A 26,853-nucleotide genomic window follows, 5' to 3' on the forward strand; every position below is an offset into this window, starting at 1 on the left:
TTAACTATTATTGTGCTGTAATTCCGCCATCAACGACAAACTCCGCACCTGTTGAGTAGCTAGACTCGTCCGATGCTAGGAAGACTACTACTTGAGATACTTCTTCCGGTTGTGATACTCGTTTAAGTGGGATATGCTTTGCAAATTCTTCGATTGCAGCTTTTGCATCTTCCTGCATAATCATTGGAGTTGCAATAACACCCGGGTGTACTGAGTTGACACGAATACCCATTGGCGCCAAGTTTAAAGCTGCTGCTTTCGTCATCCCACGCACAGCAAATTTCGTATCTGTATATCCTACAGCACCACCAACTAGGCCATTGATGGAAGAAATGTTGACGATTGAACCGCCACCAGCTTTCATCATTGAAGCTGCTACTGCTTTCATACCTAAAAATACAGAAACTTGGTTAATATTGACGATTTTCATGTATTCATCTAAAGACATTTCCAGCATGTTTTTAGCCATTGAAATCCCAGCGTTGTTTACTAAAACGTTCACAGGACCAAATGCTTCTTCAGCTTTTGTGATAACAGTTGTCCAATCTTCCTCTGAAGTAACGTTTTGTTTTATGAAGATTGCATTCTCCCCTAATTCTGCAGCAAATGCTTTCCCTTTTTCTTCATTTAAATCTGTTAAAACTACTTTTGCACCTTGTTCTACAAATGCTTTTGCATGGGCAGCACCCATACCTTGAGCAGCACCAGTAATAATGGCAACTTTACCTGTTAATCGAGACATCAGAATCATCCTCCTAAAATATGATAGTTAACTATCACTATCTTAATTTAACAATAGCAGTGTTTAATCGGTCCGTCAATTTTTAGTAGCTATGAATTGTAAAAACATTTCTCGAATTAGCTTTAACTGTTTTTTAGGATCTAATTTTACAGGTAGATCAGGGTCATGCTCGGTCAAATAGGATTCTACCGAAAAATAACTTATATTTTGTACAACTGTAAATACATACTCCGGAATATCAATACCTGCTCGTATTGATTTGTCTTCCATTCCTTTTACCGCAATAGAATATAAAACATTGGCCATTTCTTTTCGAATATCAAGAAATTCCTTGTATTCGTACGTCTCTTCTGATATCGGTTTATATGCTTCGAACGCTTTAAAAAACTTCACAAATTGATGCTCCGGATCATCGATTAACTCAATATAATAAGTTAAAATCCGATCAATTTGTTTGTAAGCGGTGATTGGTTCCTTAGCAATATGCTTGATTGTATTTGTCATTTCTCGTGTTATTTCATTATTTATGGCTAATACAAGCAATTCCTTATTGGCAAAGTAACGATAAAATGTTGCAATCCCAATTCCTACTTCATTGGCAACATCCTGCAGTTGAACTTGCTGAATGCCACTTTTCAACATTAAAGCTTTTGCTGCCTGAATGATTTGTTCCCTGCGCTGTTGTTTTCTTTGTTCTCGAATACTCAATAGCTTTCCCCTCAATTTTACATATTATAGCTGTATTGTATCATGATTATATACAGTTAATTTAATGGTCACGCTCAAAAAAATACACCGCAACAATTGGTTTCAATCGTTGCGGTGCCAGTATTAGCGTAAACGCTCCAGGTCCTGATAATCTTTCATATATGGACCATCTTCTGCCACTGCTGAATGGTACAGCGCTTTAACGGCGAAGTTTTTTTCCAGTCCCATTTCCGATTTCAGTTTTTTCAGTTCGTCATGCAGTTCGCGATGCTCGTTGATTAATTTCAGCATCGTTGTTTTATTGTATTTCATATCATATCACTCCGATTAGTTCATCACTTGAATGATGACTACTTTTAAATAATTGAATTCCGGGAAATTATGCGGTACCGTGAAATCTTCCGGTAGCTGGTGCTCTTCCAAAATTTTATAGCGTGCACCATAATCTTTAAACGCTTTATCGATGAATGTTTTGAACTTTTTCATATTAAAGCTTGCATTGTTTGTCGATGCGATAATCACGCCACCATTGTTTGTGATCGTTAACGCATCTTTAAGCAATTTCGGATAGTCTTTTGATGTACTGAATGTCATTTTTTTCGTACGGGCAAAACTTGGCGGATCCAGTACAACGACATCAAATTTCAGGCCTTTTCTTGCGGCATAGCTGAAATAGTCGAATACGTTCATCACTTTAATATCTTGTGATTCATAGTCAATTCCATTCACACTGAATTGCTCGATTGTTTTAGGTAAGCTGCGTTTTGCCAGATCGACACTAGTTGTTCCCGATGCTCCGCCTAATGCAGCAGCAACAGAAAACGCTCCAGTGTATGAGAATGTATTCAGTACCGTCTTATCTGTTGAATAGCGGTCACGTAATGCTTTACGTACATTCCGTTGATCTAGGAAAATCCCTGTCATTGCCCCATCATTCAGATCAACCGCAAAGTTCATGCCGTTTTCCTGAACGATCAGCGGGAATTCGCCTTTTTCACCGGATACATAATCATCCTGATCAATATATTGACCATTTGTATCAAAGCGCAGTTTTTCATAAATCCCGCGTGTATTCACTGCCGCATTCAATGCTTCATAAATATCATTACGGAATGAATAAATCCCTTCACTGTACCAGCTCACCATGTAAAAGCCGTTAAAGAAATCAATTGTCAAACCACCAATGCCGTCACCTTCGCCATTAAATACACGGAAAGCAGTTGTATCTTCAGAGGCAAAAAAGTCTGCACGTTTTTCAGCAGCTTCACGGATTTTTTTTGTAAAGAACTTCACATCGATCTGCTCTTTTTCTTTACGAGTCAGCACCCAGCCGATTCCCTTATTTTGAATACCGTAATAGCCAGTTGCAATATAGCCGCCGCTTTTATCAACTAAATGAAGAAGGCTGCCTTCTTCAATCGATACTTCCGGCATTACAACTGTATCTTTTAAAATTAATGGATTGCCATTCGTCAAATCCTTAATCGCTTTACTTTCTACTTGTAGTTCTGTTTTTTTTCTCATGCTTTCATCCTTACTACTGTTTTTCGTTCATAAAAAAGAGAGACTTGTTTTAGATACAAATCTCTCCGTACACTATTAGTTTACTACGAATGCTTGCGAATAGCTACTCGCATGTTGAATTGACGCTTGCTAGTATTGCTTTTTTATAATTAATTAGGTAGATGATCTCTCGTATCCAGCCTATATTTGAAGTGCTGCCTGCTTCTCATTGATTTCAATTTCAAAGCCTAAATCTCTGATTAATGCGTAATCCGCATTTTCCTCTTGACCTTCTGTTGTTAAATAATCCCCTACAAAAATACTATTTGCAGCATACAACCCAAGTGGCTGTAACGATCCTAAGTTGATTTCACGTCCTCCAGCGATTCGTATTTCCTTTGTTGGGTTAATGTAGCGGAATAAGGCGAGTACTTTTAAGCAATAGCGGGGATCCAGCTCCTTTGTGCCTTCCAGCTTTGTCCCATCAATTGCATTTAAAAAGTTGATTGGTATGGAATCTGCATCCAGTGCATGAAGTGCATAAGCAATATCAACAACATCCTGTTTCGTTTCACGCATTCCAATAATCGCCCCCGAACAAGGTGACATCCCATGTTTTTTAGCAATTTCAACCGTATTGACCCGGTCTTTATATGTATGTGAAGTTGTAATAAAATCGTGATGCTTTTCGGATGTATTCAAATTATGATTATAGCGGTCGACTCCAGCTGTTTTTAATTGTTCTGCCTGTTCATCTTTTAGCAACCCTAAACAAGCACAAACTTTTAATCCGTATTGTTCTTTAATTTCCTGAACCGCTTCACTTACAACCTTTACATCTTTACGTGTCGGTCCACGTCCACTCGCAACAATACAAAACGTTCCAATCTGATTTTCAAATGCTTTTTTAGCACCGGCAATGATTTCTTCTTTTGTAATAAACGGATATTTTTCAATTGGTGCAGTAGAAATGGATGATTGTGAACAATAGCCGCAGTTTTCAGGACAGTAGCCACTTTTAGCATTCATTATCATATTTAGTTTTACTTTTTTACCGTAATAGTGCTTCCGAATAAGAAAGGCCCCTTGCATTAATAGTAGCAATTCATCGTCCGGTGCATGGACGATGGCTAACGCTTCTTCATGCGTAAGTATTTTTCCTTCGAGAACTTCTTCAGCTAATTGAACCCAATTCATTAATACTTCCCCCTATTGATCAGTAAGATTTTAATTGTTAAAAAAATATTAAAATAAAACCGTTTAGTTAACCTGTATTTTTATAAGGTTAACGTAAATATAAAGCAATCATTCTTTTACGTCAACCATATTTTTATTTAGGTTAACTTATATTAGGATGAAAATTATTTTATTGAAAGCATGAAAAAACTCCCCATTAAGATGAACAGATTTTCTGTCCACATAAGGGGGAGCATGATTTAAAACTTACGTTGTTACTTTAAATACCGTTTTCATTTTTTCAATAATACCGCCTGATGAATATGTCAGTACACTTCGTTTGTAGAATGACAGACTCATGAAGTATAGCGTTAACACCGTTGCAATCAATAGAACAAAGCTAATGATTGGTTCAATGGCACTCATATCCGTTGCACCTAAACGCATCGGCATCACCATACCTGATGTAAACGGAATATACGAGAACACTTTAATCAGCATTGTATCCGGGTTACCCATACCTGTCAGCATTACGTAGAATCCAACGAGTGTCAGCATCATTGCCGGCATCATTACTTGCCCTGCCTCTTCAACTTTAGATACAAGCGAACCGAATAATGCGCCGATAATTAAATACATGAAAATTGTTAAGAATAAGAAACCGACGATATACAAGAAGTAGCTAATCGATAGTGAATTAAGCAGATCCGTTACAACTGACCATTTGTTTCCGCCATCCGAGAAGCGTAACAATAATAAGAGGCCTCCGAATAGAATGACGAATTGTGTAAGGGCGACTAAAAATACACCGACTATTTTTGAACGGAAATGCACTTCAGGTTTCACGCTGACTAACAGCATTTCCAGAGCACGAGACCCTTTTTCTGAAGCAACATCAGTTGTAATCATCGATAAATACGATGCCACAAAAATATAGATGATAATTCCAATCGCATATGAAACCCAGACACCCGCCATTTTTTCTTCAGCAGATTTGCCATCATTGGCAGTTTCATTCAATGAATTCAACGTAATGACCGGTTCTGATGACAATAGTAACTGTTGCTGCTCCGGTGATAATTCCATTTGACTCATCGCATACAGCTGGCCTGCCTGACTTAGCGCACTTTGGAAATCTTGCTGGTCATTTAGCGGAAGAGGATCATAGGATTCGATTTTCGCCGCCAGTTTACCATCTGCGTCTGATAAGGTAAAGGCCGCATAATAGTCTCCGTCCTTCAATTTATCCGCGATATCCCCCGATTCAACATATACATATTCCACATCATCTGTATTCTGCAGCACTTGCGCGATATCAAAATCAGTTTCATTTACAACAGCAATCGTATCGGCATCCCCCGAGAAAATAAGGTCTTTGATTTCAGACCAGAACATAAAACCGCTTAGCACTACTAAGTAAAGCAATGTTGTTAAAATAAAGGATTTCGATGTGATTTTCTGTTTATATAATTTTTTAATGAGCACTTTAAATTTAGACAAGGCCGGCACCTACTTTCTCTTTGAAAATTTCATGCAGCGATAAATAATCTAAACTGAATTTTTCGATGTAATTGCCGTTTGAAAGCAGGTCAAAAATTTCAGGTGCATATTTTTCATCTTCAAGTGTCAGTACTGCCTGTGAATCCCGTTCCATTTTGACATGATTCACACCTGGGTAGTTGCTTAATACTTCAAAAGATTTGTCAGTACGTACTGTCAGTTTCGTTTTTCCGTACTGTTTTTTCAGATCAAGCAGCGAGCCTGAAAACAGGGATTCACCGCGCTTTAGTAAACATAAGTGATCACAAAGCTCCTCAACGTTATCCATTTGGTGACTCGAGAATAAAATCGTCATTCCTTGATCGCGCAAATACAAAATTGCATTTTTCAGCAACTCCATATTAACCGGGTCCAGACCGCTAAACGGTTCATCCAGAATTAAAAACGCCGGTTTGTGAATAAAGCTGGCGATTAATTGAACCTTTTGCTTATTCCCTTTTGATAAAGTCTCGGCTTTTACATTTCGTTTTTCTTCCAGATCAAAGCGCTCGATCCAAAAGTCGATATCTTTTTTCAGCTCGTTTTTATCCATACCATGCAGCTCGCCGAAAAAGTAAAGCTGCTCTTCCACTTTCATTTGCGGGAAAATACCGCGCTCTTCTGGTAAATAACCTAAAAAATCACGGCTTACCGATTTAATCGGCTGCCCTTCCCATGTAATGGTACCTTCTGTTGTATCCTGTAAATCCAGAATCATTCGGAATGTAGTCGTTTTACCTGCACCATTTTGCCCGATCAAGCCAAATATTTCGCCTTTTTCAATTGTAAAGTTCAATCGGTTTACTGCAACGAAATCACGGTAGCGTTTCGTCACATCTTTCAGTTGTAACACCATGAGCGTACCTCCTGTTTATAAGAACTAGCGAATTCCATTATATAGTAATTATTCCAATTATAAAATAAGTAAAAAATTATGTAATGAGTATGTTTATAAATACTAAACAATTTCATTCGCCACTATGTTTATGTACGGAACAGAACAAGAAAAGATTCATTATTACGTAAAAAACTTAGTTTGGAATTCACCCATACTAAGTCCGTATAGAAGTTATTTAAATTTTTCTTTAAAAGCAGGGCTCAGTTCGCTCCAAACATCGAATTTATTTTTATCCAAATCATAAAAGACAAAATTCTTACCGGCATGCCCGCGATCTTCAATCTCACCGACTTCTACACCGCTTTGCTGAAATTCTTTATGCAATTGTGCTAAAGCGTGTAATCCATCAACTTCAAATGTTATTGAAAAACGTTCGTTTCCATATTTATCTTTAAAATTGGCACTTTCATTTTCATTCGATTTCACGAGAAAAAAACTTTGATTTGCAAAGTTTAATATGGCTTTATCCGTGTCTTTGTAACTTAAAGCCGCTTCCAAGTTCTTTACATACCATTCAGCAGATTGTTCCACATCCGTTACCGGTATGTATGTTGTTCCGACTCTCACTAATTTTTCGCCCATTTTTCTTCTCCTTTTTAAGTTCTACGCAATGATTGGTAAATAGATTTCTACTTCTTCCCCTTCGTTGACAGGGTGATAAGTTTCGATAATATAAGAATCAAGATCTCTTTTATAACCTTGCGCTGTTCCCCAATTAAGCAAATCTCCATGAAGTTTACCAAGTTCCATTATGTTGCCTCTAGTCGTAATATAATGGTTATCTGTCTCTAAATAATCCATTCCTGTCGGGATTTTGTTCACTCTCTCGCGAACGATAAGTCCTACATAGAAATTGCCCGTCGTATGGCCGGCACTTTTTTTAGGCTCATACAATGCAATTTCACTTCCGGTTGGGAAATCGAAGTCACTCGAACGACTTAATAACTGTTTTGCAAGCAATGGTACTTCACTTCCAAAGTTTTCATACTCTCCACTGCCCTTTAAGCCAACCAACTTGAATTCCTTTTTTATCATTTTAAAAGTCAATTAAATCACCTCACTATTTACTATTTTTATTCACTATTTCAGCATTTTTCGGTTAAACTTGATTGCTTCAATTCAACCCCAAATGCAAAAGTTAAATCCCCATAAATTTTACCATATTTTTCTATTAATACTAAATAAAAATGGCTTAGTCCTTTTACAAGAACTAAGCCATTGAACAGCATATTTTATTATATTTTATTTTCTGTAGTAATCCACAATCCCGTTATAAATAGATTGTGCATAGATTTCTACATACTTATCATCGATTAATTTATTACGGTCTTCTGCATTTGAGATGAACCCAAGTTCTACTAAGACAGAAGGAATGATCATATTGCGTGTCACATAATACTGAGCTTCTTTAACACCACGGTTTTTCATTTTCGCGTTGTTAACAATTTCAGTATTGATGTATGTTGCCAGCTTTTTATCCTCTTCATACTGATCACCCGTTGTAATGCTGTAGTACGTTTCAGTACCTTGTGCACTTGATGATGTCGCAGCATTTACGTGGATACTAACAAAGATTTCACCAAATTTGCTATTGGTGAAGTTCACACGCTCTTGTAATGTCGGGAATGTATCCCCTGTACGCGTTGAGTAAACTTTTGCGCCATTTGCTTCAAGTTTTTGTTTGACAAGATTGCCAACTTTTAAAACAATCGCTTTTTCCGTATGGCTAGCATTTACAGCACCTGGATCTTTACCACCGTGCCCAGGGTCTAAAATAATAATGCGGTCTTTAATAGGACTGCCCTTTTCGTTCACTAGTTTAATGTACGATTTGTGCACGTAGCCTGTATCTTTGCCCGCAGTTACTTTTGCCCAATAGCCATCAATGGAATGTACCGCAACAACAGTTCCTTTAGATAACTGTTTAATAGTTGCTGATGATCCTGAAGCTTGTTTGCGCATATTTAAACTCGCAACCGTTACTTTACCCGTTGTGCCGGATGTAACGACAGGATCATTATTGTCGGAACCTGTTTCTGATGGTGGTGGATTCACATTGGAACCCCCTACATCCGTCGTGCTATTTTTTACAATATAGCCAGGAACTCCCCCTGCTGTTGTTAAATAATAGCCGTCAATTTCTTTATAGACTGACAATGTTGAACCGGCAGAAATTTGTTTAATTTTTTTAGATGACGATGTCGGTTTGTAATACAGATTTATAATTGTATTTGTTTTGACAGCTTTAATTGATGGTCCAATGGCATTGCCGTCTGGTGCAAGGAACTTGGCATAAGATTTACTGATATAGCCGTAGTAGCCTTGATAAGAAACCTTCAACCAATTACCTTCCACAGCATACACCGATAACTTACCGCCCGTATTTACTCGGCCAATCACTGAACTTGATGTATTCGGCTCTGTACGAACATTTAAGCCATCTGTTGTTACTGATACAAGACCAATTACTTGTGTCGTATCAACTGAATCAAGGTGTTCGGGTAAGGCTAGTCGGAATTTATCGCTTTTTGCTCTTGCGATAAATGACGCAAACTGTGCTCGTGTAACCGAGCTTTTTGGCATGTATTTGCCGTCACTACCTTTTGTAATCCCATTATAGTAGATTGCTTTAATATACGGAGCATATGTATTCGAATTCGATACATCTGGGAAGTACACCGGCAAATCCTTATAGTCACTTGCATTTAAATTAAATGCAATCGATAATACGTGACTCATTTCTTCACGAGACAAAGTGGCATTAGGAGAAAAATTCCCTGATGTTTTAGTAAATAATCCGAGTTGACGTGCACGTTCGATGTATGTCGATTGTTCTGTCCCGACTTTAACATCTGTGTACGAGGATTTACTTACTTTTAGTGGACTTTTACCTGCAGCAATGACTGCCATTTTCGCAGCTTGTGCACGTGTCACACTCATGTTGGGTTTGTAGTACGTTTTGCCATTTTCTTGATATCCTTTAATTGCTCCAAGGCTAATTAAATACTGGATCTCGTCGTAAGTGGCATCGGTTGTCGCAACATCTGCAAATACTACCTTAGCTGATGTCGGTGTAACAGCTAGTGTACAAACGAGGAAGATTGCAACAACCAATGTAATCAGTTTTTGATTCATTGTTCCCTATCCTTTCATAAGCTGTCCACCTCATTGTATAGTACAAAACCGGAAAAAAATAGAGGTAAATCCATATTTAATGTCAAAATCTTGTTACAGTCTAATTACAAAAAGATTACATTGTATAATAATTTTGGTTTAGCTCGCTGAAGTAAGGGGTAAATGTTCTGTTTAACATTGTTGACATAGAGGGAATTGTCGGGGTTCTTTAAAGGACAAAAAAAGAGAATACTGTTCGTAATATTTCGAACAAACGGATTCCTTTTAAATTTATAAAAATTTTGTGAACTGATAGGATTTACTAGAAATTGATTGAGAAATTTTTAGCGATTGTTCGAATTTCTTCAATTTTTTCCGGTTTTAAATATTCCAGCATTTTTGGAACAAACTGTTCAACGTCCTCTTTTGTAAATGTACCTTCATCCTGCTTTTTAAAATTCTCAGCTAGTAAAGCTTTTGCTTCCTCCATCTTATCCTCTTTTACTCGTTGTAAAATGAAGTTCGAAAACATTTCCTGCATATTTTTATCTATTTGCATAATAACTGCCTCCCTTTAACTATAATTTTTGATAATGATCATTACGTTAAAATTATAACAATAAATCCAAAAAATAATCTATGTATTGATTATAAAAACTGGGTATTCCCCACCTTTAACCGAAGTGGATAGTATTCTTCAAAATAAATAATCTCCTTAGCCTATTACTAGTCCTAAAAAACCTTACCGTCGAATAAAATGCACAAATATCTAATTAATGGAGGACAGTTTATGAATTCGATCTTTACCTATATTTTTTTAGGCATAACGATGGCTGCTACATTCGGTCCTGTTAAGAACGTTTTAATAAATACTGGATTGAAAAACGGATTTTTTCATGCATGGTTTTTTAGTCTGGGTGCCTTGGCTACTGACATTGCTTATATGCTTGTCGTGTATTTTGGCGTCGGAAAATTTATCGATTCAATCATATTGCAAACCTTCTTATGGTCTTTTGGCTGTTTCGTCCTTTTGTATACTGGGATTGAAAGTTTACTGACATTACATAAAATAGAAATGAACTCTAAAACCGGTAGAATCGTACGATTAAGACATTCGTTATTAGCTGGGTTGTTAATGTCTTTGCTGAATCCCATTACAATCCTTTTCTGGCTAGGAATCTATGGCTCGATCCTTGCGAAAACAGCAGGAATCGCTACAGGATTTGACATTATACTAATTAGTGGTGCCATACTACTTGGCATAATATTTGTGAATTTTCTTTATGCTTCCTTATCGAGTGTCGCACGCAAATTATTATCCATTAGGCTCTTGAAAACTGTAACCGTTTTTTCGTCCATTTTTATGATTGGTTTTGGACTTTATTTTGGAAAGCATGCTTTTGAATTATTATTTTAAATAAAAAATTTATACAACCAAACCTTGCGTATAAAATGTTCGTGAAAGGAAACCATACCTAAACAAAAGCAAAATTCATCGAGGTGTGGTAATGGATAAAAATAAGGGTGTAAGTATATGGTGCATTGTAAGTCTTACTTCTATTCCGCTCATTATGACTTTAGGAAATTCAATGCTTATTCCAGTACTTCCAATACTAGAAGACAAGGTCGGAATCACCTCTTTCCAGTCTAGCATGATCATTACAAGCTATTCAGTGGCAGCTATTTTTCTTATTCCGGTAGCTGGCTATTTATCTGATCGCTTTGGCAGGAAAGTCGTCATATTACCGAGTCTGATTTTAGCTTTAATCGGCGGTTTAATCGCTGGGTTCGCTTCATGGAAAATAGATGACCCGTTCACAATGATTATTATCGGCAGGATTATCCAAGGTATAGGTGCCGCAGGAGCGATGCCCATCGTTTTACCGCTTGTAGGTGACCTGTATCAAGATGATGATGAAAAAATCAGCTCGACTTTAGGGATTATCGAAACTTCCAATACATTCGGTAAAGTATTGAGTCCGATTTTAGGCTCGATATTTGCTGCAATACTATGGTTCCTTCCCTTCTTTTCTATTTCTGCACTCAGTTTAATTTCGATTGTACTTATTTTTTTCTTTGTTAAAGTGCCTAAAGAAAAGGATGAACCGTTAAAATTTAAGGGGTTTTTACACAATACGAAAGAAGTTTTTAAAGACGAAGGAAGATGGCTGTATACGGTATTTCTTAATGGCGCCCTTGTTATGCTCATATTATTCAGCATGTTATTTTTCTTATCTGAAAATTTGGAAAAAGTTCATGACATTAAAGGGATCAAGAAAGGTTTGTGCTGGCCATCCCACTTTTACTTCTCTGTATTTCTTCTTATATTTCCGGCCGGAAAATTAAAGGAGATTTGAAACGAATCAAGAAAATTATCGTTATTTCTTTAATTGCAATGTCCGCCAGCATTATTTTTGTCGGTTATACAAGTAAAAAGCTATTTCTACTGCTGATCGTTACAAGCATCGTCGGAATTGCAATTGGTGCATTATTACCGGCTCTTGATACTATCATTACTGATAATATTAGAAAAGAATTGCGCGGTACTGTCTCTTCATTCTACAGTTCAGCCAGATTTATCGGCGTTGCTGCAGGCCCGCCTATCATGTCGCTTGTCATGAAAGACCACCTCAATATTAGTTATATTACTGCTGGTATATTAGGAATAATTCTTTTATTCCTGGTGTGGAAATTCATCAAAATCGAGGATATTGAACCAAAAGAAATATCATAGAAAAAAGGACCCGACAGCAATAGCTGAAAGGTCCTTTTTACATTGTCTTTAACTGGCTTTCAAACTGAAAAGAATCAATGAAATCCCGCAGAAAAGACATATGATTCGAGCAAGCGAGATTTTTTCCGCCAGGCCGAGCAATGCTAGTCCCGTTGTAACGATTAAAATGACCGGACCGACTAGTGCAAGTAATGTATTAATATAAAAGGCCTTTTCTAAATCATTGAATTTAAACATTAATGCAGCAGCCGTTAACTCAATACTTCCCGAAATAATTCTTAAAGCAATAATCATAATGAGTGCTTTATCAATAATTGGAACCACTTCCTTGCTAGTGTTGTTACCTAACATATGCTATCGTTCCTGGAATTATATTAAATAAATTTGAGAATAGATTTTTACATAAAAATAAATTTCTAAATAATCCGAAAATACTGTTTTACATATAATCTGTTTGTCTTTAAAATTACAATATAGTATAAAAAGGCGGTGTTCAGTTGAAAAAAATTCACTATAGCTGGATTATTCTTGCTATATCATTCTGCTCCATTATTGCCGCCGGGATTGCAATGGCATCTTCCGGGGTTTTTTTAACTCCTTTTGAAAAAGCGTTTGGCTGGAATCGCCAAGTGATTTCTTTGGCTTTTGGAATCAGCTTGTTTATTTACGGATTTGCTGGACCTTTCATGGCCGCATTACTCCAAAAATTCGGATTAAAGAAAATGATGCTTGTTTCAATGGGAACGTTAATGGTAGGTCTTTTATTAATTTTCATGATGAATCAATCATGGCAACTGATCATTATTTGGGGTATTATTATCGGACTTGGTTCCAGTCTGTTTTTAACGGTACTTAGTCCATATGTAGCAAATCACTGGTTTAAAGAAAAAAGAGGTCTGGCAACAGGAATTCTGACAGCGAGTACCGCAATGGGTCAGTTGATTCTCCTCCCCTTGCTTGCGGCAATTATCGAAAATTACTCATGGCGTTGGGCAGTTGGTTTCATTATAACGATCAGCACAGTCATGTTTTTCATCATTTTTTTATTTATGAAAAACACACCAAAGGAAATCGGCATCCTTCCGTATGGTCAGACAGAGGATACTGACGTTGCGGATGGTCAATCAAATGGTAATCCTATTGTTGTGGCATTTAAAGGGTTGGCGGAAGCTGTACGTGCTAAAGAATTCTGGCTACTAGCCGGGAGTTTCTTTTTTTGCGGTTTTTCAACGAACGGGCTCGTCGGGACTCATTTTATTTCCTACTGTATCAGCTTCGGCATCCCAATCGTCACCGCAGCTTCCTTGCTGTCGTTTATGGGCGTTTTCAATATGGTAGGGACTACGCTTTCAGGCTGGCTGTCCGATCGTATTGATAATCGTTGGCTTCTGTTCTGGTATTATTTATTTAGAGGCGCATCTCTAGTTTTGCTGCCTTTTGCGTTAATGGAAGGCAATCTAACTTGGATCCTTGTTTTCACTGTATTTTACGGATTGGATTGGGTGGCAACTGTACCCCCTACCATCAATCTTTCAAGACAAATATTCGGTGTACATAAAAGTGCAATTATTTACGGCTGGATTTTCGCTTCCCATCAAGTAGGTGCTGCAACGGCGGCTTATGGTGGGGGTATGTTATATTCTTATTTCAATACGTATACTTGGGCATTTTTCATGGCCGGTGTCTGCTGTGTCATGGCAAGCTTATTTGTAATTTTAATAAAAAAACAGCCTCGTACCATTCATTAACAGAAGGTGCTTTGAGTTTCATTCAAAGCACCTTTTTGTATCAAAAAAAGCTAAAACTCATGGAGTAAATGAATTTTAGCCTGGTAAGCTATTTTATTTAGTTCAGCAACTGTTCAACAAAATCATACTCTACATATGTTTTGTTTTCTTCCAGTAATGCTGGTGCAACGTCAAAATGTTTAAGTGCCCGATTATGGCCATATGTTTTTTCGCCACGTGTAATTGTGTAGGACAGTGCATTTTTTGAAATAACCGCACCATTTCCTGTTGAAGTGACTTTAAAGCCAAGTTCTTCCGCGACTATACGTAACGGCACCATGATTTTGCCATCGACTTCTTTGTAATCCTCACCAATTATTTCCTGGATTTCTGATGCCATTTCAGGATTTTCTACTGCTTCATCAAGTTTTGGGAACACGACAATTTTTTCCGGTGCTGTCTGTGCTGGAATACTTTTCGTTGTTGGTCCGTAAAATACAATCGCACTATAGTTTTTCAATTCTTTTGCGGACACTTTTTCGCCCTTTGTATTGACGATGACCGATTCTTCATTTAAATTCAGCTTTAAATTTCCATCATCACTTAAGAAGTTTTCATCGAATTGTACCACTTTTACAGAGTTGGCCGTATCATCTTTTTCCACAATCACTACAGGTGGTGCATATTGCGGCGGATAAATTAAGATCATCGGCTGATCCGCATAAATGGAAAGTGAAATCGTATCACCCATTTTCAGTTCAACTTCATTGCCATGTTCATCAAAAACGAGTGTTTTATTATCTACATAGAAATTGAACAGATTGCCATCTTGTTCTGCCGTAAATAATTTGGCATTTTCCCTCTCTTCGACTGCAGTGATATTCCCTCTGTGCTGGACAAATGTTCCTGCTTTTTCCACTTCCTCAGTCCCTTCAATTGTTGGCTGATCAGCATAAGCAGCAGCAGTTCCAAGTAACAGTACAGATAATGCTAAAGGTGCAATTTTTTTCATATAGTTCCATCCTTTCGGTAATTTCACTACATTAGTCGAATTAAGAGATAAAAGGTTACATATTCGAGTTATTTTTTTGGTAGTGCAATGTTGTGAGTGCCATATAATCGTATAGCGTTAGTGTGCCAGCATCAAATTTTTCCAACCATAATGGCTGAAATACGCCAATTTGAACACCTTGTTTAAGTTGTGCACGTACAGCTATTTTGTCATTAAAAATGGCTTCCACTTTTTGCTGTAATGCTTTACTCGTAATTGTTTGCGGATCCGGTGCTGATGTCGGCGCCGGTGTTACTGGTGGTGCCGGTGTTGGTGGTGTTGTGTTCGGAAAATAGCTTTTTAAGGTCTCGGCAATTGCTTCAATTATTTGGTCTTTATTTGCCCGGTATAACTTTACATCTTGCTCAGAATTTACGAAACATACTTCTATAAGAATGGCTTTTTTCGTTGTACCATTTAAAAAAGCCAGATCCTTACGCTGTTTTGCTCCGCGGTTTTTAAACTTTCCTGCTTTCGCAATTTCGGTGCTAATCTTTTGCGCAAATGTTGATATAGCTGGATTCACATAAAGCACTTCTGTGCCGATTCCCTCTTTTTGCTGTGTAGGCGCGGAATTAAAATGAATGCTTACATCAAGCTCGCGTTGTGATGCATTATGCTGCTTCACTAAATACGTTAAATTTTGCTGCTGGCTTTTAGATTGCTTATCAATAATTACATTGACCTTCACGCCTTTTTGCTGCAATTTTTTACCGAGTTCCTGCACAAGCAAGGCAGTCTCCTCTCCTTCATTCATATAACCTGAGGCGCCTGTCCCCTTTCCGTAATGACCTGCACTAATTGTTAACATTGTCATTCACCTCCTTTTACTATCTATATGTCCTTTTATATGACGAAAAAGGGACATTGCGGTCTTTTTGTTATATTAAAATAGTAGTTATATTCATTCTTTAGATTGGATGGTGTAAATAGCGATACGATATAGCAATTTGAATAATAATTCGATACAATGAAGTAATTATACATAATGTGAGGATTTGGCATGAAAAACAAACGAATGATTGGCTTTTTATTAGTAGTGAGCGGCAGTTTCTTCTGGGGTATCGGCGGAACAATGGCACAACAACTGTTTTCTCTTGGTATTGAAGTGAACTGGCTTGTGTCCACACGCCTTGTCATTGCCGGTATTCTGCTTTTAATTGCCCAGGCAATATTTAAGGATCGGGCACAAATTTTACAGATATGGCGGGAAAAATGGGCTGCTTTCCGCTTGCTCGTTTTCGCGATTATTGGAATGCTCGGGGTTCAGTACACATATATGGCTTCGATTAAAGAAGGTAATGCAGCGGTCGCAACATTATTACAGTACATGGCACCGGTTATGATTATAATTTGGGTGACGGTACGTGGCATATCCAGATTTACGAAAAAAGATGCAGTAACAATTGTGCTAGCTCTTAGCGGAAGCTTCTTTTTATTAACGAACGGCTCCCTTTCCACATTTGCCGTACCGCTCCCTTCAATTATTTGGGGATTATTATCTGGTGTAACGCTAGCGTTCTATACGCTTTATGTTATTCCACTATTAAAGCGCTTCGATTCACTTGTCGTTGTCGGCTGGGCGATGTTCCTGGCCGGAGTGACGATGAGTTTTGTGCAGCCGCCATGGGATGTGGATATTTCGGTATGGACAGGCGCAACGGTATTTTATTTAATTGTCGTCATTATTTTCGGCACCATGCTGGCTTTCTGGTTTTACATTGAAAGTCTTCAAACACTTACCGCTAAAGAAACGAGCCTGCTCGGTAATATTGAACCGTTGACTGCCGTATTGGCAACAGTTTTATGGCTGAAGGAACCGTTCGGAAGTTTCCAGTGGCTCGGTTCATCGCTTATTTTGGTAATGATGGTTTACATAGCGTTGAAGGCGGATCGTGAGAAGGTAGTTGAGGTTGACGCGGTCGAGGGTTGATATAAGAAGTGTCCGCATACGGGTGTGCGGGCACTTTTTTTATGGGGTGGGGAGAGTTTTGGCGAAAACTTCCGCAGAATTCGGAAAATCGGTTGTAACTGATGATTTGTCCGGGAAATAGTGGGGTGTGCTGAAGGGGTTGTGACTTTTATTAGAACATTAGCGGCTATTATTAGAACAGTTAGACTGGATATTAGAACAAATTGAAAGGTTATTAGAAAATCTAGGTGTATCGTACGCTTTTGAGAGATATTTCCCGCAATATCGAGGCTAATTGGATAACAGCTAGTTTTTATTAGAACAAATGATGCGGTTATTAGAACATGTGAGAGTGATATTAGAACATCTATGAAGGATATTTGAACATTTTAATGAGTTATTAGAACATCGAGCGATTATATTAGAAGTTCGGCATTTTATTAGAACTTTTCACAATTTATTAGAAGAACCGCGCCAGATATTAGAAAACCACGCCCCCTAACAATATATAAAAACCAACTAGCCTCAGCTAGTTGGCTCCCATTCTATCTCTTTTCAATTTCCTTAAAGACGTCAAAAGCGCCTTCACTTTTGTTCGAACAAACCACACTAACCATACCGCTTTCCGGATAATAGGCAGAATGAAAACTAACGCCAGGATCATAGCCCATTACATGGTACTTAAAAATATTGTCTTCTTTTGTGTCAATCCATACCCCATAGCCGTAAAAGCGATCAAAATGATTATCGGTATGAATATAAGGCGTTAATAATTGCTTTGTCATTGCTTCACTTAAAAGTTCAAACTTCATTAAAGCTTGCCAGAAACGATGCATGTCCTCCACCGTAACAAAAGCACCGCCGTCCGCACCGCCTTTAACTGGTACAGAATAAATATTGGATTTCCATTTGCCGTTTTCCTCATCAATATAGCCGAGTGCCGTATTTGAAGGCAGTGCATCCAGTTCAAAGTATCCTGATTGCTCCATACCCGCACGCTTGAAAATATTTTCCGTTACATACTCGTCAAAGCCATGACCGCTCAATTGTTCAACGACAAGACCTAGCAGTATATAGCCTGCATTATTGTAGTGGAAGCGCTCGCCCACTTTCAGCTTCATTGCTTCATCCTGGAATAAAGGTAAAAAATCACGGCCGTTCCGCATTAAATACATTGGCTGATTCACCCATAATTCTGCAAAATCATCCATAACTTCTTCGTCAAAGTAATCTGGGATCCCCGCTGAATGGGTTAACAAATGGTGAATAGTGATATCCTTATCAAAAAGCGGAAGAGGAATATCTAAAATATCGGATAACTTCGATTCAAATGAAAGCTGCCCCTTTTCTACAAGCTGGCAAACCGCTACGGCTGTAAAGATTTTGCACCCGGAGGCGATCCCGAATCGTGTTAAGTCGTTATTTAAAATACGATGGGTACGATTCGCAAAACCGTTACTAGAATGGTATAACAGATCATTTCTGCATTTCACTAATACATTGCCTGAAAAGTCAATTTCATTCATCACTGCTATCATTTTTTCTTTTAACATATTCATTTTCATCTTACTTCCCTTCATTTTTGAATGATTTCAGATAAAAACTGGTTAACGAAATTTCCCTAATGATATTTTCGGGCTAACAAAACTTGGCAATTTCATTTTAGCATAGCCTCAATAAAAAAGGACCGCGAAATAATAGTCTATCGATTATCGTGTTAGTTTACATAAAATGCTTATTGTACGCAAAAAAAGCAGGCATATGAAATACACCTGCTTACAAACTTAATAATTTGGCATTAAGTTTCGGTTAATCGTAACATTTACAATGGAACCGATGTGGCCAACATTTACAGTGACACCTAACCAAACATTGTTTACACATTCATTTTCGCTAAAACATTCTCGTTCAGTGACGGTCTTTTCAAAATCAACAGAAATATAACCGTTTTCACCAGTCGCTTTAGCACGGAACACATTCGTCCCGGGATCTCTTGTTACAATGGCGATTTGGTCCGCATCTTTTGTTTGAATTATATGTTTTCCGATATCAAAATTCTCTTTGAGTTTAAATACCGTTTCCCGTTGTTCTTTTAACGTCCGAATATCATAATAAATGCTGGATTTGTTTGGTTTCGCTTCAATTCCATAGCGCACGACTTTTCCCCCGGTAAATCGCACTGTCGCAATATATTGACCCGAATTATCAATGACAATACAGCCCCCATTCGTACCGCATTGTTCAAACGCTACATTATCGGAAAGCTTCTCACCTTCCATTGTTTCAAGCGAAATGTTCTGAACAGTATCATTTAAAGGCTCATTCATTGAATTTTCGTAAAACCATAAAGTCGCAACGGTAGGCAATGAATCTTCGGTTTGTTCCAGCGCTAGCTCCAATTTCCCATTTTCCTTTTTCATATGGACATAATATTTTTTATATACTTCACTACCATCTTTAACTCCTGAAATAACAAGTGTACTTGTCCCCTCTTTTAAAGGAATAAGCTGAATCTGATCACCAGATGTCGGCAAATTTTTCCCTTTTACTAATAATCCTTCATAGAAATGTGAATCGATGGCATCCGCTTCTATTCTACTAATCTGGTCAAAAACAAGCTCGCTTGCCTCCAGTGTAACCATCTTTGGTTTTGCCTCTTCCGTTGCTTTCAACATTTTGGCTGCCTGACCTCTTGTAATAAAAGCATTGGGGCTGAATGTATCTGGTGTCGTACCTGACGTGATGCCCAGCTTGTAAATAATAAAAATATTTAAACCATGCGAAGTGTAGTTAACGTCTTTGAATGGTATTTCATTACTATTGTAATCATAGCGAGGTAAATCAAACGCTTTGACAAGAATCGAAGCCATCTGTCCACGCTTAATCGGATCATTCGGACCGTAACGCCCATCTCCATAGCCATTAATAATTCCTTGTTCAGCTAAAGCGGCAATAGCCTTATAATAACCGTTTGCTGTCGATACATCTTTAAATTTCGGGTCTTTCACATTGGCTGTGTCCAATTTAACCATTTTCGCAATAATTGCCGCTGCTTGTCCCCGTGTTATAGAGTTGCCCGGTTTAAATGTACCATCCGGGTAGCCTCCCAAAATATTGCGCTCGGCCAATTCATATACTGCTTCGGCAAAATACTTTGAAGCCGGTACATCTGAAAATTGCTTCGAGCTTGCAGCTGATGCTTCCGTTAAAGGTAAGCTACATGCAAATATAAGTGCGCCAAATGCTGCCAATATTCTTTTTTTCATTGATTAGTTCCCTTTCTTTTTAAGTTGGATTTCTTTATACTAGAAAACCTTTTTCGTCTTATATTATTTTACATTATTATCTTTATTTAGCCAGATTAATAATGAATAACTAAACTTTATATGTACTAACTCATTAAAATTAGAGTAAAAGTTAAAAATTAATTTACAGGAAAATAAACGAAAATTCAGACCATTTAATGATTCTTATTTAATGAATACATGGTAACTTAAACTTATTACAGATTGAGAGAAGGAAAATTTATGAATATTGAACATATAACGATGTACGCTTCTAACTTTGAAGCAACAAAACAATTTTATATAGCCAAACTAGAATTCCCTCTACATTCAGAAGAGTCGGATCGCTTTACAATACTTGTGGGAGGTACAGCAGTTACGTTCACCAAGGCCCCATTGAACGAAAATCCATTTTATCATTTTGCTTTTGATATCCCTTCAAATCAGTTTGAAGAAGCAAAAGCATGGACAAAAGGAAAAGTTACATTGTCAAAAGAACAAGATGAAGATGAAGTTTACTTTAAAGCTATTGACGCGAAATCCATCTATTTTGAGGATCCTGCAGGAAATATAGTCGAATTTATTTGCCGCTTTTCAGATGCGGAACTAAGTACAGTACCTTTTAACGCTTCCTCGCTTCAAAAAGTGTCGGAGATGAGTATTGTGGTGAAGGATAAATTAAAATCAGCATCAGCGTTTCACGAGGTTTCAATTTTTGAACGGGACCATAAAGAAATTTCGGCTGAAGGGTTAACATTTATGGGCGCAAGGGAAGATGCATCCTATCTTTTGTTTGTTAATGAAGGCCGCACATGGTTCTTCTCAAATAAGAAGGCTGAAGTTTTCCCGTTAGAGGTTTTATTAACGGATGGAGGATTACTGAAAATAGACGAGAAACTGGAATTGGTGAGTTCGAATCGGGATTAAATCTCTTCTTAATCCAACGAGCTTGGGTCTACAAGCTCGTTTGAGCAATATGTATTATACTTTGTATCGCTAAATCGATATCCTTATCTTCGTTAATTACAAACAAATAGTCGGCCTCATTTTCTGACGGATCTACTATTTCTTCTTTTAAAGATTCCAGATTTTGCTTAATAAGCAATTCTTCAAAATTTGTAATTGGACCTCTAAATATAGCTGTACTTCTTGCACTATGTTTGATTCTGGAATGGAGTACCTCATCTGATAGATTAAAGTGAACCAATATCCGGACAAAGGCTGTAGGTGGGTATACTTCCTGTAGTAAATATTCTCGACCATTAATACTCCGATTAGAGTTGCAAATAATAAAATGATAATCTGTATGTGCTTTGGCATAATCGACAATTAATTTAGAGAGCGCATGTTTAAGGATATTGGGTCCTTCATCCCTTTGCAGCTTCTTATAAATTGTATTAAGAAATTCAGCGTGGTTGTCCTGGTCAATCACAATCGAATTGCTTAATTGTTTTTCTAAAGCATAAGCAAATGTAGTTTTTCCGGAATGAGTTTTGCCCACTGTCATTATTACTAATCTTTTCATAGCTAAAATTCCTTTCAATATTATCTCCCTCGACACTTGCATAAAATCCCAATAATTTTTATAGAAAAAAGCATTACCCCTAATCAAGGTAATGCCCCTTATTTCAAATCAAATGTTATCATTATTCTTTTGATGCATCAGCTAAATTAACTGATCAATTTTTTCATTTTTTTCCTGATCCAATTTTTGTTTCATATCCATAAACTTAATCGCTTTTACAATAAAATAAATTACAAAAATAATAATTACTAAGTTAAATAGCATCGGTAACAATCCGATTAACGCAAACAAGCCAATACCACTGCTATCATACATCATTTCCATCACCATCACTCCATCCCAATATGCTCTATTAATATACCATTAAATGGATTTGACTGTGCTAATTTTTCTGCAGTTCAATAAAAAATACGTTATTTTGTCTAGCTATTTTATAGATTTCACTTTTATCTTCATAGAGGAAATGGTTGTTTAATGGGATCCGTATTGAGTTACCGTCATTTGCCTTAAAGTTATATTCTTCATATCTACCGGTATCATCTTGGTAGTACTCAAGCGCCACTTCTTTAATTTCAGTCCATTCTAACGATTTTCCATCAAATAAATTATGCGATACAATTTTTTCTTTGCCTATATATGTATAGCTCAAAACCGATAAATAAAAAACAAAAATACCGCCTGCCACAAACACAGCTAACAGGCTATAAGTGAATTTATTTTGCTTAATAAGCGGGATAATAAATCCGGCAAATAATAATAAACTTGCAGCTAGAACTAGATCGAAATTCAAACGATGTGGAAAAAGGACAATAACTGATGGATCATATAGAAATGTTTGAACATAGAAAACTGGAAAGATGAGCCTGATAAAAGGCAAGCTGATAAGTACTAATCCCGCAAGTGCCAATAAAATCAAACGAGGTGAGTATTTAATTGAAATGGTAATACCCCCTTAATAAAAATCATATAAGGTTATATTACCAAAACATTTCTTCGATACTCTTTTATATGCCTAAAAGAATAATTGATCGATTACCATTAATTAATCGAACCGTTTGGATCATAATTGTGTAAATCCTCTTTCGTTATTCCTTCGAATGCCTTATCAATAATTTGATATTCGAACTGCAGGACTCTTTCATGTGCAAAGTAAACATATTCAATATGAGGTTCATTTGTAAAGGTTACAACTACATAAAACTTAGGCAACTTAAATCCATAAACACCTTCCACCGATGCAATTTCACCTTCATCATATTCCATTTCATTCACAAGATAATCTGTAACTCTATTAGCATAAATGTGTTCATTCGCTTTAATATAAATAAACCGAGCGAGTATGATACCTAGCACAAATATAAGAAATAATAAAACAATTTTAAATTTTTTCGGCATATTTATACCTCCACGACATTTATACGAATGCTTCTTTAATTGAAAAATGCTAAATAAATTACAATGGCGATAATGATTATAAGAAAAAGGATTCCTGTCCCTTTCCACCCTAAATCCCCGATTAAATCTTGAAGGCCCCCTCCGTGCATTGCTGCCGGGTTTCTCTTTAATTCTTGCTGTCTTAATCGTTCTCTTCTTGCTTCTGGAGTTTCTTGTTCTTTATTCATTTTTAATTCCTCCTGCTACACCAAATAAAATTAGTAATCTTTCCCGCAAGTAGTACATCGATTGTCTGCATCATTTTCGCCATACATCCGAAGTTCCTTTTCTACGTTACAAACAACGCATTTTTCAAATCGTATTTGAGGCAATGTCCCCGCTTCTGCTAATGGTACCCATTGCTCTTCATACAAATTTTTAGTCATCCCATAGTCGATTAAAACCAGATTTCCCTTTTCATTTATTCCGTAATTTCCGCTATCTTTAAAATCAAAACCGTCGAGTTCTTTATCAATAATCTGGATTGCGGTTTTTAAATCTTTCGTTATTCTGGGGTCTTTCTCCAAATCGATATCGTATGAGCAATGATTGTTTAATGGGACTTGCTCAAAAAAAGGCTGAACGACATAGTTCTCACTCAAAAAAAGAATGGGTGCAATATGTTTTTCCAGCCCCTGCATTTTCAAGGACTTGTACATTTCAAATTCATTTTTACTTTGGGCATACCCGATTGGATGTAAAAAAGTCTTTATGACAATGTCTTCACAACGATAAACTTTTCTCGTTGAGCCGATTCCGATCATTTCAGCTTGTTTAAGCAATTCTTCTATATTCTCTGCTACTTTGGAAATATTCATTTCTCCATCTCCATATTCTCTATGTGATTAGTTCCCGCTAAAAATTAAGCGCTAATCCATTATAAAGAATAGCGCTTGAAACTATAGCGAGTTGTTGTTCTTTAATAAAAATCTTCAAATTGTACTTTCCTAATCTACCATTGAAATACTAGGTGATTGGCAGCCATAGGAGTAGGCCAGGCAACTAAAACCAGCCTTTTCAAGAATCGGTTTACTCATTGGACTGGCATCAACTGTCAGGAAAAAATATCCCTTCTCATAAGCTTTTTGTGCACGAACGGCCAACAGTTTTGAATAATAACCATTGCCACGGTATTGCGGAAGCGTCGACCCTCCCCATAAGCTGGCAAAGGACGAATTATTCTCCAAGTACATCCAAGCAGCACTTACAAGCTGATCATCTTCATAAACTCCGTAAATATATAGTGAGTCCGGACTATTCTGCTTATCTCTCCAAAGTCTTTCGCCAAGCTCTGTATAGGATTCTTTCCAAATAGCCTCTTCCAGTGCAATAAGGTCTTGAATACCTTGTTCATCTGTTATTTCCTTAACGATTTGCAAATCAAAATTTGTAAGAAATGGATGACTTTCCGATAATTTCACGACCATGAGTGCTTCTGGATCATCAATTGTAAAACCTTCCTGCTTTAGAATTTCAGTCAAATTATCCGGTTTATCATAGCTGAACACTTTCCATTCAAAACGCTGGTTTAGGCTACCAAAATAACTACGCTCATTTCGAATCACTTCCCTTGCAGAATTTTCATCTACATTAGAAGCTAATATAAATCCACTTTCATTAAATTTTGAAATGTGCCGAACAATATAGTCGGTTTCTTCTCTAATAAAACCTGGTGTTACAACATCTTGTCGCATTTCTTTATGAAATAGTGCAATCCATTCGTTTTTGTCCATAGCCAAGTTCCTTCCAATACTAAATTACAAATAATTGAAACACTTATAGATATAGTAAACTAATTATACATGTTTTTAATTAATCTTCATCAATTTCTTCGGCAATGTTATTGATTCTTTCCAACATTGGCGGATGAGTATAGCGGAACCATTTCACAAGCGCCGGCGGATTCACTTCACTAAGACCGGCTTTCGTCAGCTGTTGAAAAGATGAAATCGCTGCTTCAGGATTTTCCACAAGCTCTATCGCAAATTCATCTGCACGGTTTTCCTGATAACGTGAAATCGCATTGGACAATGGGCTAGAGAAGAATAGTAAAAAGGATGAGATTATTAAAAACAGCGGCAATGAATTCAAATTGCCCATTTCTTTAATTTTCAGGATCGATCCGTAACGTTGAATTATCCTAGGCATGATTTTTGCGATCAGCCAAAGTCCAATGAGCGTCATCAATAAATAGACCGCGATATTAATATAAATATCCTTCAGCAAATAATGCCCCATCTCGTGTGCCATGATAAACAGAATTTCATCATGTGTTAACCGGTTTAACGCCGTGTCCCACAGCACAATCCGTGAATTATCGCCGATTCCAGTCACATAGGCATTTAAAGCATTCGTCTTCTCCGACATATTCACTTCAAACACATGGTCAGATGGGATATCTGCCTCCTCTGCCAAAGATAGAATTTTACTCTCAAGCTCCTTATCGGTTAACGGAGAAAAATCATTATAGATCGGATCGATAACGACGGGTTGAATAAACATCAGGAAGATTGAAAACGGTACTGTTAAAGCCCATGCATAGAGCCACCATTTTTTAGGACTTTTTCTAATTAGCCAGTAAAGAACCGCTATGATGATGACCGACATTCCAAAATCCAGCCAAAAATCGATGATATTTTCCCGCATCCATGAAGAAAAAATTTGTGTACTGATTCCATAGCTTTTACTAAGCGTATAACGGTAATAATCAAGTGGAAATTGGAGGATGAACAACAGCAAAGACAGGAAAAACAGATACATTGCTGTTCTGAATACGGACCAACTGAATTGTTCAGCACTCCATTTCTCGAACAGACGTGATATTCCCGTAATTAAAATAACGAAGTAAAGCAGCCATTCCAAAGGCGTCGTAATAAAGAACAGGAAATTCCTTGTCTTTGATAATTCTTCACTCAACAGCAGCTCCTGTGTTGTAAGAAAAGTGCTTGGGTCAGCTGCTGTTCCTTGAAGAGCGGCTGGAATTCCACTATTTTGTCCAAGGAAAAAATACAGATACATTGCCACTACATACAGACCAAATCCAATGACAGCCATTAAACCCCATTTTTTTGTCATTCCTTTTACACCTCAATTCATTCGTTACCATATCCTATTATTGAAATGCGGAAATCATTTCTCCCAAGTTGATCAATCTCAATTTTTGATGGTTCTATCCATCTTGGAATCTTCATAAATTGACTCAATCTAAAATCGAAGAAACAAGGAGCGTTTAACCATGTTGTTTGCTGTTCATTATTTGGAAAATAATACGCCTGTTCTAAGTCAGTGTTTAGAACGTATTCCTGATGTAGATGAGGATTTAAAAATAAAAGGTCGTAAAGGAAAAGTTGTAAATGTCGTGCAAATCGAAGAAAGTAAATACCACGTCCATGTCGTTCTAGAAAAAGTAATTAAAAAGCAAGATCTATTAAAAGACGATAAAAAGAAAAGACGTTGACCTAAGGAGAATTTGCCGAAAATAAAAGTAAAAATATAACAATTCCCTA

At 37.2% G+C, this 26,853-nt stretch carries 29 protein-coding genes and 1 pseudogene; 6 read left to right on the forward strand and 24 right to left on the reverse strand.

All coding sequences use genetic code 11. From position 1 onward, the window contains the following. Window positions 1-7: 7 nt before the first annotated feature. The 11 genes from MKY71_RS09405 to MKY71_RS09455 all read right to left on the reverse strand — a co-directional run bounded on the left by MKY71_RS09405 (window position 8) and on the right by MKY71_RS09455 (window position 10,239). Window positions 8-742 carry a glucose 1-dehydrogenase gene (locus MKY71_RS09405; protein WP_340732343.1) on the reverse strand — a complete coding sequence of 245 codons (735 nt, stop codon included), beginning with the start codon at window positions 740-742 and terminating at the stop codon, window positions 8-10. A 75-nt stretch (window positions 743-817) separates the two neighbouring features. Continuing rightward, window positions 818-1,450 carry a TetR/AcrR family transcriptional regulator gene (locus MKY71_RS09410; protein WP_340732344.1) on the reverse strand — a complete coding sequence of 211 codons (633 nt, stop codon included), beginning with the start codon at window positions 1,448-1,450 and terminating at the stop codon, window positions 818-820. 123 nt (window positions 1,451-1,573) lie between these two features. Further along, window positions 1,574-1,762, reverse strand: a complete 189-nt coding sequence (locus MKY71_RS09415; protein WP_008403793.1) for a hypothetical protein — start codon at window positions 1,760-1,762, stop codon at window positions 1,574-1,576. 15 nt (window positions 1,763-1,777) lie between these two features. Further along, a complete protein-coding gene (locus MKY71_RS09420; RefSeq protein WP_340732345.1) occupies window positions 1,778-2,974 on the reverse strand; it encodes a class I SAM-dependent rRNA methyltransferase in 1,197 nt (398 codons plus the stop codon). A 180-nt stretch (window positions 2,975-3,154) separates the two neighbouring features. After that, the gene (gene bioB, locus MKY71_RS09425; protein ID WP_340732346.1) at window positions 3,155-4,150 is read right to left on the reverse strand and encodes a biotin synthase BioB; all 996 of its coding nucleotides are present in this window, start codon (window positions 4,148-4,150) and stop codon (window positions 3,155-3,157) included. Window positions 4,151-4,396: 246 nt separating this feature from the next. Then, the gene (locus tag MKY71_RS09430) at window positions 4,397-5,638 is read right to left on the reverse strand and encodes an ABC transporter permease (RefSeq protein ID WP_445683734.1); all 1,242 of its coding nucleotides are present in this window, start codon (window positions 5,636-5,638) and stop codon (window positions 4,397-4,399) included. Further along, window positions 5,622-6,524 carry an ABC transporter ATP-binding protein gene (locus tag MKY71_RS09435; RefSeq protein ID WP_340732348.1) on the reverse strand — a complete coding sequence of 301 codons (903 nt, stop codon included), beginning with the start codon at window positions 6,522-6,524 and terminating at the stop codon, window positions 5,622-5,624. The genes MKY71_RS09430 and MKY71_RS09435 overlap by 17 nt, the downstream gene beginning before the upstream one ends. Before the next feature lie 213 nt (window positions 6,525-6,737). Then, entirely contained in the window at window positions 6,738-7,148 is a 411-nt protein-coding gene (locus MKY71_RS09440) for a VOC family protein (protein ID WP_340732349.1), read from the reverse strand. Between the two features lie 21 nt (window positions 7,149-7,169). Further along, window positions 7,170-7,613 (reverse strand): GyrI-like domain-containing protein, encoded by a 444-nt coding sequence (locus tag MKY71_RS09445; protein ID WP_340732350.1) that lies wholly within the window; start codon window positions 7,611-7,613, stop codon window positions 7,170-7,172. A 195-nt stretch (window positions 7,614-7,808) separates the two neighbouring features. Next, window positions 7,809-9,701 carry an N-acetylmuramoyl-L-alanine amidase gene (locus MKY71_RS09450; protein WP_340732351.1) on the reverse strand — a complete coding sequence of 631 codons (1,893 nt, stop codon included), beginning with the start codon at window positions 9,699-9,701 and terminating at the stop codon, window positions 7,809-7,811. A gap of 301 nt (window positions 9,702-10,002) precedes the next feature. Beyond that, on the reverse strand, window positions 10,003-10,239 hold the full coding sequence (locus MKY71_RS09455; RefSeq protein WP_339171191.1) for a hypothetical protein: 237 nt from the start codon (window positions 10,237-10,239) through the stop codon (window positions 10,003-10,005). 231 nt (window positions 10,240-10,470) lie between these two features. On the opposite strand from MKY71_RS09455, the gene MKY71_RS09460 reads away from it, so the two are divergent. Both MKY71_RS09460 and MKY71_RS09465 read left to right on the forward strand, forming a co-directional pair. Further along, entirely contained in the window at window positions 10,471-11,097 is a 627-nt protein-coding gene (locus MKY71_RS09460) for a LysE family transporter (protein ID WP_340732352.1), read from the forward strand. Between the two features lie 91 nt (window positions 11,098-11,188). Next, window positions 11,189-12,414, forward strand: a pseudogene (locus MKY71_RS09465) (MFS transporter). A gap of 48 nt (window positions 12,415-12,462) precedes the next feature. Here MKY71_RS09465 and MKY71_RS09470 read toward each other — a convergent pair. Beyond that, window positions 12,463-12,765: a YqhV family protein gene (locus MKY71_RS09470; protein WP_339171197.1), complete on the reverse strand. Its 303-nt coding sequence runs from the start codon at window positions 12,763-12,765 to the stop codon at window positions 12,463-12,465. Between the two features lie 146 nt (window positions 12,766-12,911). On the opposite strand from MKY71_RS09470, the gene MKY71_RS09475 reads away from it, so the two are divergent. Next, the gene (locus tag MKY71_RS09475; RefSeq protein WP_340732353.1) at window positions 12,912-14,162 is read left to right on the forward strand and encodes an MFS transporter; all 1,251 of its coding nucleotides are present in this window, start codon (window positions 12,912-12,914) and stop codon (window positions 14,160-14,162) included. A gap of 97 nt (window positions 14,163-14,259) precedes the next feature. Here MKY71_RS09475 and MKY71_RS09480 read toward each other — a convergent pair whose 3' ends face one another. Beyond that, complete coding sequence (locus MKY71_RS09480) at window positions 14,260-15,153, reverse strand: stalk domain-containing protein (RefSeq protein ID WP_340732354.1); 894 nt, start codon at window positions 15,151-15,153, stop codon at window positions 14,260-14,262. 55 nt (window positions 15,154-15,208) lie between these two features. Next, window positions 15,209-16,003, reverse strand: a complete 795-nt coding sequence (locus MKY71_RS09485) for an N-acetylmuramoyl-L-alanine amidase (RefSeq protein ID WP_340732356.1) — start codon at window positions 16,001-16,003, stop codon at window positions 15,209-15,211. Window positions 16,004-16,195: 192 nt separating this feature from the next. On the opposite strand from MKY71_RS09485, the gene MKY71_RS09490 reads away from it, so the two are divergent. Further along, window positions 16,196-17,125: an EamA family transporter gene (locus tag MKY71_RS09490; RefSeq protein WP_339194497.1), complete on the forward strand. Its 930-nt coding sequence runs from the start codon at window positions 16,196-16,198 to the stop codon at window positions 17,123-17,125. A 524-nt stretch (window positions 17,126-17,649) separates the two neighbouring features. Here the strand turns inward: MKY71_RS09490 and MKY71_RS09495 are convergent. Then, entirely contained in the window at window positions 17,650-18,669 is a 1,020-nt protein-coding gene (locus MKY71_RS09495; protein WP_340732357.1) for a serine hydrolase domain-containing protein, read from the reverse strand. A 219-nt stretch (window positions 18,670-18,888) separates the two neighbouring features. Beyond that, on the reverse strand, window positions 18,889-20,370 hold the full coding sequence (locus MKY71_RS09500; protein ID WP_340732358.1) for an S-layer homology domain-containing protein: 1,482 nt from the start codon (window positions 20,368-20,370) through the stop codon (window positions 18,889-18,891). Window positions 20,371-20,631: 261 nt separating this feature from the next. Here MKY71_RS09500 and MKY71_RS09505 point away from each other — a divergent pair, with 261 nt between their 5' ends. Then, the gene (locus MKY71_RS09505) at window positions 20,632-21,315 is read left to right on the forward strand and encodes a VOC family protein (protein WP_340732359.1); all 684 of its coding nucleotides are present in this window, start codon (window positions 20,632-20,634) and stop codon (window positions 21,313-21,315) included. 28 nt (window positions 21,316-21,343) lie between these two features. Here the strand turns inward: MKY71_RS09505 and MKY71_RS09510 are convergent, their stop codons facing one another. The 8 genes from MKY71_RS09510 to MKY71_RS09545 all read right to left on the reverse strand — a co-directional run bounded on the left by MKY71_RS09510 (window position 21,344) and on the right by MKY71_RS09545 (window position 26,422). Next, a complete protein-coding gene (locus MKY71_RS09510; RefSeq protein WP_340733626.1) occupies window positions 21,344-21,913 on the reverse strand; it encodes an AAA family ATPase in 570 nt (189 codons plus the stop codon). A 141-nt stretch (window positions 21,914-22,054) separates the two neighbouring features. After that, window positions 22,055-22,237 carry a hypothetical protein gene (locus tag MKY71_RS09515; protein ID WP_340732360.1) on the reverse strand — a complete coding sequence of 61 codons (183 nt, stop codon included), beginning with the start codon at window positions 22,235-22,237 and terminating at the stop codon, window positions 22,055-22,057. 58 nt (window positions 22,238-22,295) lie between these two features. After that, entirely contained in the window at window positions 22,296-22,829 is a 534-nt protein-coding gene (locus tag MKY71_RS09520) for a hypothetical protein (protein ID WP_340732361.1), read from the reverse strand. A 122-nt stretch (window positions 22,830-22,951) separates the two neighbouring features. Beyond that, complete coding sequence (locus MKY71_RS09525; RefSeq protein WP_340732362.1) at window positions 22,952-23,308, reverse strand: DUF3139 domain-containing protein; 357 nt, start codon at window positions 23,306-23,308, stop codon at window positions 22,952-22,954. A gap of 35 nt (window positions 23,309-23,343) precedes the next feature. Beyond that, window positions 23,344-23,535 (reverse strand): DUF6366 family protein, encoded by a 192-nt coding sequence (locus MKY71_RS09530; protein WP_340732363.1) that lies wholly within the window; start codon window positions 23,533-23,535, stop codon window positions 23,344-23,346. Window positions 23,536-23,565: 30 nt separating this feature from the next. After that, the gene (locus MKY71_RS09535; RefSeq protein ID WP_340732364.1) at window positions 23,566-24,165 is read right to left on the reverse strand and encodes a protein kinase; all 600 of its coding nucleotides are present in this window, start codon (window positions 24,163-24,165) and stop codon (window positions 23,566-23,568) included. 129 nt (window positions 24,166-24,294) lie between these two features. Next, on the reverse strand, window positions 24,295-25,080 hold the full coding sequence (locus MKY71_RS09540) for a GNAT family N-acetyltransferase (protein ID WP_340732366.1): 786 nt from the start codon (window positions 25,078-25,080) through the stop codon (window positions 24,295-24,297). A gap of 79 nt (window positions 25,081-25,159) precedes the next feature. After that, window positions 25,160-26,422: a M48 family metallopeptidase gene (locus MKY71_RS09545; RefSeq protein WP_340732368.1), complete on the reverse strand. Its 1,263-nt coding sequence runs from the start codon at window positions 26,420-26,422 to the stop codon at window positions 25,160-25,162. Between the two features lie 160 nt (window positions 26,423-26,582). Here MKY71_RS09545 and MKY71_RS09550 point away from each other — a divergent pair, with 160 nt between their 5' ends. Continuing rightward, window positions 26,583-26,804 carry a hypothetical protein gene (locus MKY71_RS09550; protein WP_339171234.1) on the forward strand — a complete coding sequence of 74 codons (222 nt, stop codon included), beginning with the start codon at window positions 26,583-26,585 and terminating at the stop codon, window positions 26,802-26,804. The last annotated feature ends 49 nt before the right edge of the window (window positions 26,805-26,853 follow it).

Source organism: Solibacillus sp. FSL W7-1324, assembly GCF_038008025.1.
Lineage (GTDB): Bacteria > Bacillota > Bacilli > Bacillales_A > Planococcaceae > Solibacillus.

Excerpts from the sequence above, each read along its gene's own strand:
- MKY71_RS09495 (WP_340732357.1), bottom strand. The coding sequence starts at position 18,669 with ATGAAAATGAATATGTTAAAAGAAAAAATGATAGCAGTGATGAATGAA.
- MKY71_RS09440 (WP_340732349.1), bottom strand. The coding sequence starts at position 7,148 with ATGGGCGAAAAATTAGTGAGAGTCGGAACAACATACATACCGGTAACG.
- MKY71_RS09505 (WP_340732359.1), top strand. The coding sequence starts at position 20,632 with ATGAATATTGAACATATAACGATGTACGCTTCTAACTTTGAAGCAACA.
- bioB (WP_340732346.1), bottom strand. The coding sequence starts at position 4,150 with ATGAATTGGGTTCAATTAGCTGAAGAAGTTCTCGAAGGAAAAATACTT.
- MKY71_RS09550 (WP_339171234.1), top strand. The coding sequence starts at position 26,583 with ATGTTGTTTGCTGTTCATTATTTGGAAAATAATACGCCTGTTCTAAGT.
- MKY71_RS09405 (WP_340732343.1), bottom strand. The coding sequence starts at position 742 with ATGTCTCGATTAACAGGTAAAGTTGCCATTATTACTGGTGCTGCTCAA.
- MKY71_RS09530 (WP_340732363.1), bottom strand. The coding sequence starts at position 23,535 with ATGAATAAAGAACAAGAAACTCCAGAAGCAAGAAGAGAACGATTAAGA.
- MKY71_RS09420 (WP_340732345.1), bottom strand. The coding sequence starts at position 2,974 with ATGAGAAAAAAAACAGAACTACAAGTAGAAAGTAAAGCGATTAAGGAT.
- MKY71_RS09450 (WP_340732351.1), bottom strand. The coding sequence starts at position 9,701 with ATGAATCAAAAACTGATTACATTGGTTGTTGCAATCTTCCTCGTTTGT.
- MKY71_RS09540 (WP_340732366.1), bottom strand. The coding sequence starts at position 25,080 with ATGGACAAAAACGAATGGATTGCACTATTTCATAAAGAAATGCGACAA.
- MKY71_RS09535 (WP_340732364.1), bottom strand. The coding sequence starts at position 24,165 with ATGAATATTTCCAAAGTAGCAGAGAATATAGAAGAATTGCTTAAACAA.
- MKY71_RS09470 (WP_339171197.1), bottom strand. The coding sequence starts at position 12,765 with ATGTTAGGTAACAACACTAGCAAGGAAGTGGTTCCAATTATTGATAAA.
- MKY71_RS09490 (WP_339194497.1), top strand. The coding sequence starts at position 16,196 with ATGAAAAACAAACGAATGATTGGCTTTTTATTAGTAGTGAGCGGCAGT.
- MKY71_RS09545 (WP_340732368.1), bottom strand. The coding sequence starts at position 26,422 with ATGACAAAAAAATGGGGTTTAATGGCTGTCATTGGATTTGGTCTGTAT.
- MKY71_RS09415 (WP_008403793.1), bottom strand. The coding sequence starts at position 1,762 with ATGAAATACAATAAAACAACGATGCTGAAATTAATCAACGAGCATCGC.
- MKY71_RS09510 (WP_340733626.1), bottom strand. The coding sequence starts at position 21,913 with ATGAAAAGATTAGTAATAATGACAGTGGGCAAAACTCATTCCGGAAAA.
- MKY71_RS09525 (WP_340732362.1), bottom strand. The coding sequence starts at position 23,308 with ATGCCGAAAAAATTTAAAATTGTTTTATTATTTCTTATATTTGTGCTA.
- MKY71_RS09485 (WP_340732356.1), bottom strand. The coding sequence starts at position 16,003 with ATGTTAACAATTAGTGCAGGTCATTACGGAAAGGGGACAGGCGCCTCA.
- MKY71_RS09500 (WP_340732358.1), bottom strand. The coding sequence starts at position 20,370 with ATGAAAAAAAGAATATTGGCAGCATTTGGCGCACTTATATTTGCATGT.
- MKY71_RS09455 (WP_339171191.1), bottom strand. The coding sequence starts at position 10,239 with ATGCAAATAGATAAAAATATGCAGGAAATGTTTTCGAACTTCATTTTA.
- MKY71_RS09435 (WP_340732348.1), bottom strand. The coding sequence starts at position 6,524 with ATGGTGTTACAACTGAAAGATGTGACGAAACGCTACCGTGATTTCGTT.
- MKY71_RS09460 (WP_340732352.1), top strand. The coding sequence starts at position 10,471 with ATGAATTCGATCTTTACCTATATTTTTTTAGGCATAACGATGGCTGCT.
- MKY71_RS09480 (WP_340732354.1), bottom strand. The coding sequence starts at position 15,153 with ATGAAAAAAATTGCACCTTTAGCATTATCTGTACTGTTACTTGGAACT.
- MKY71_RS09515 (WP_340732360.1), bottom strand. The coding sequence starts at position 22,237 with ATGGAAATGATGTATGATAGCAGTGGTATTGGCTTGTTTGCGTTAATC.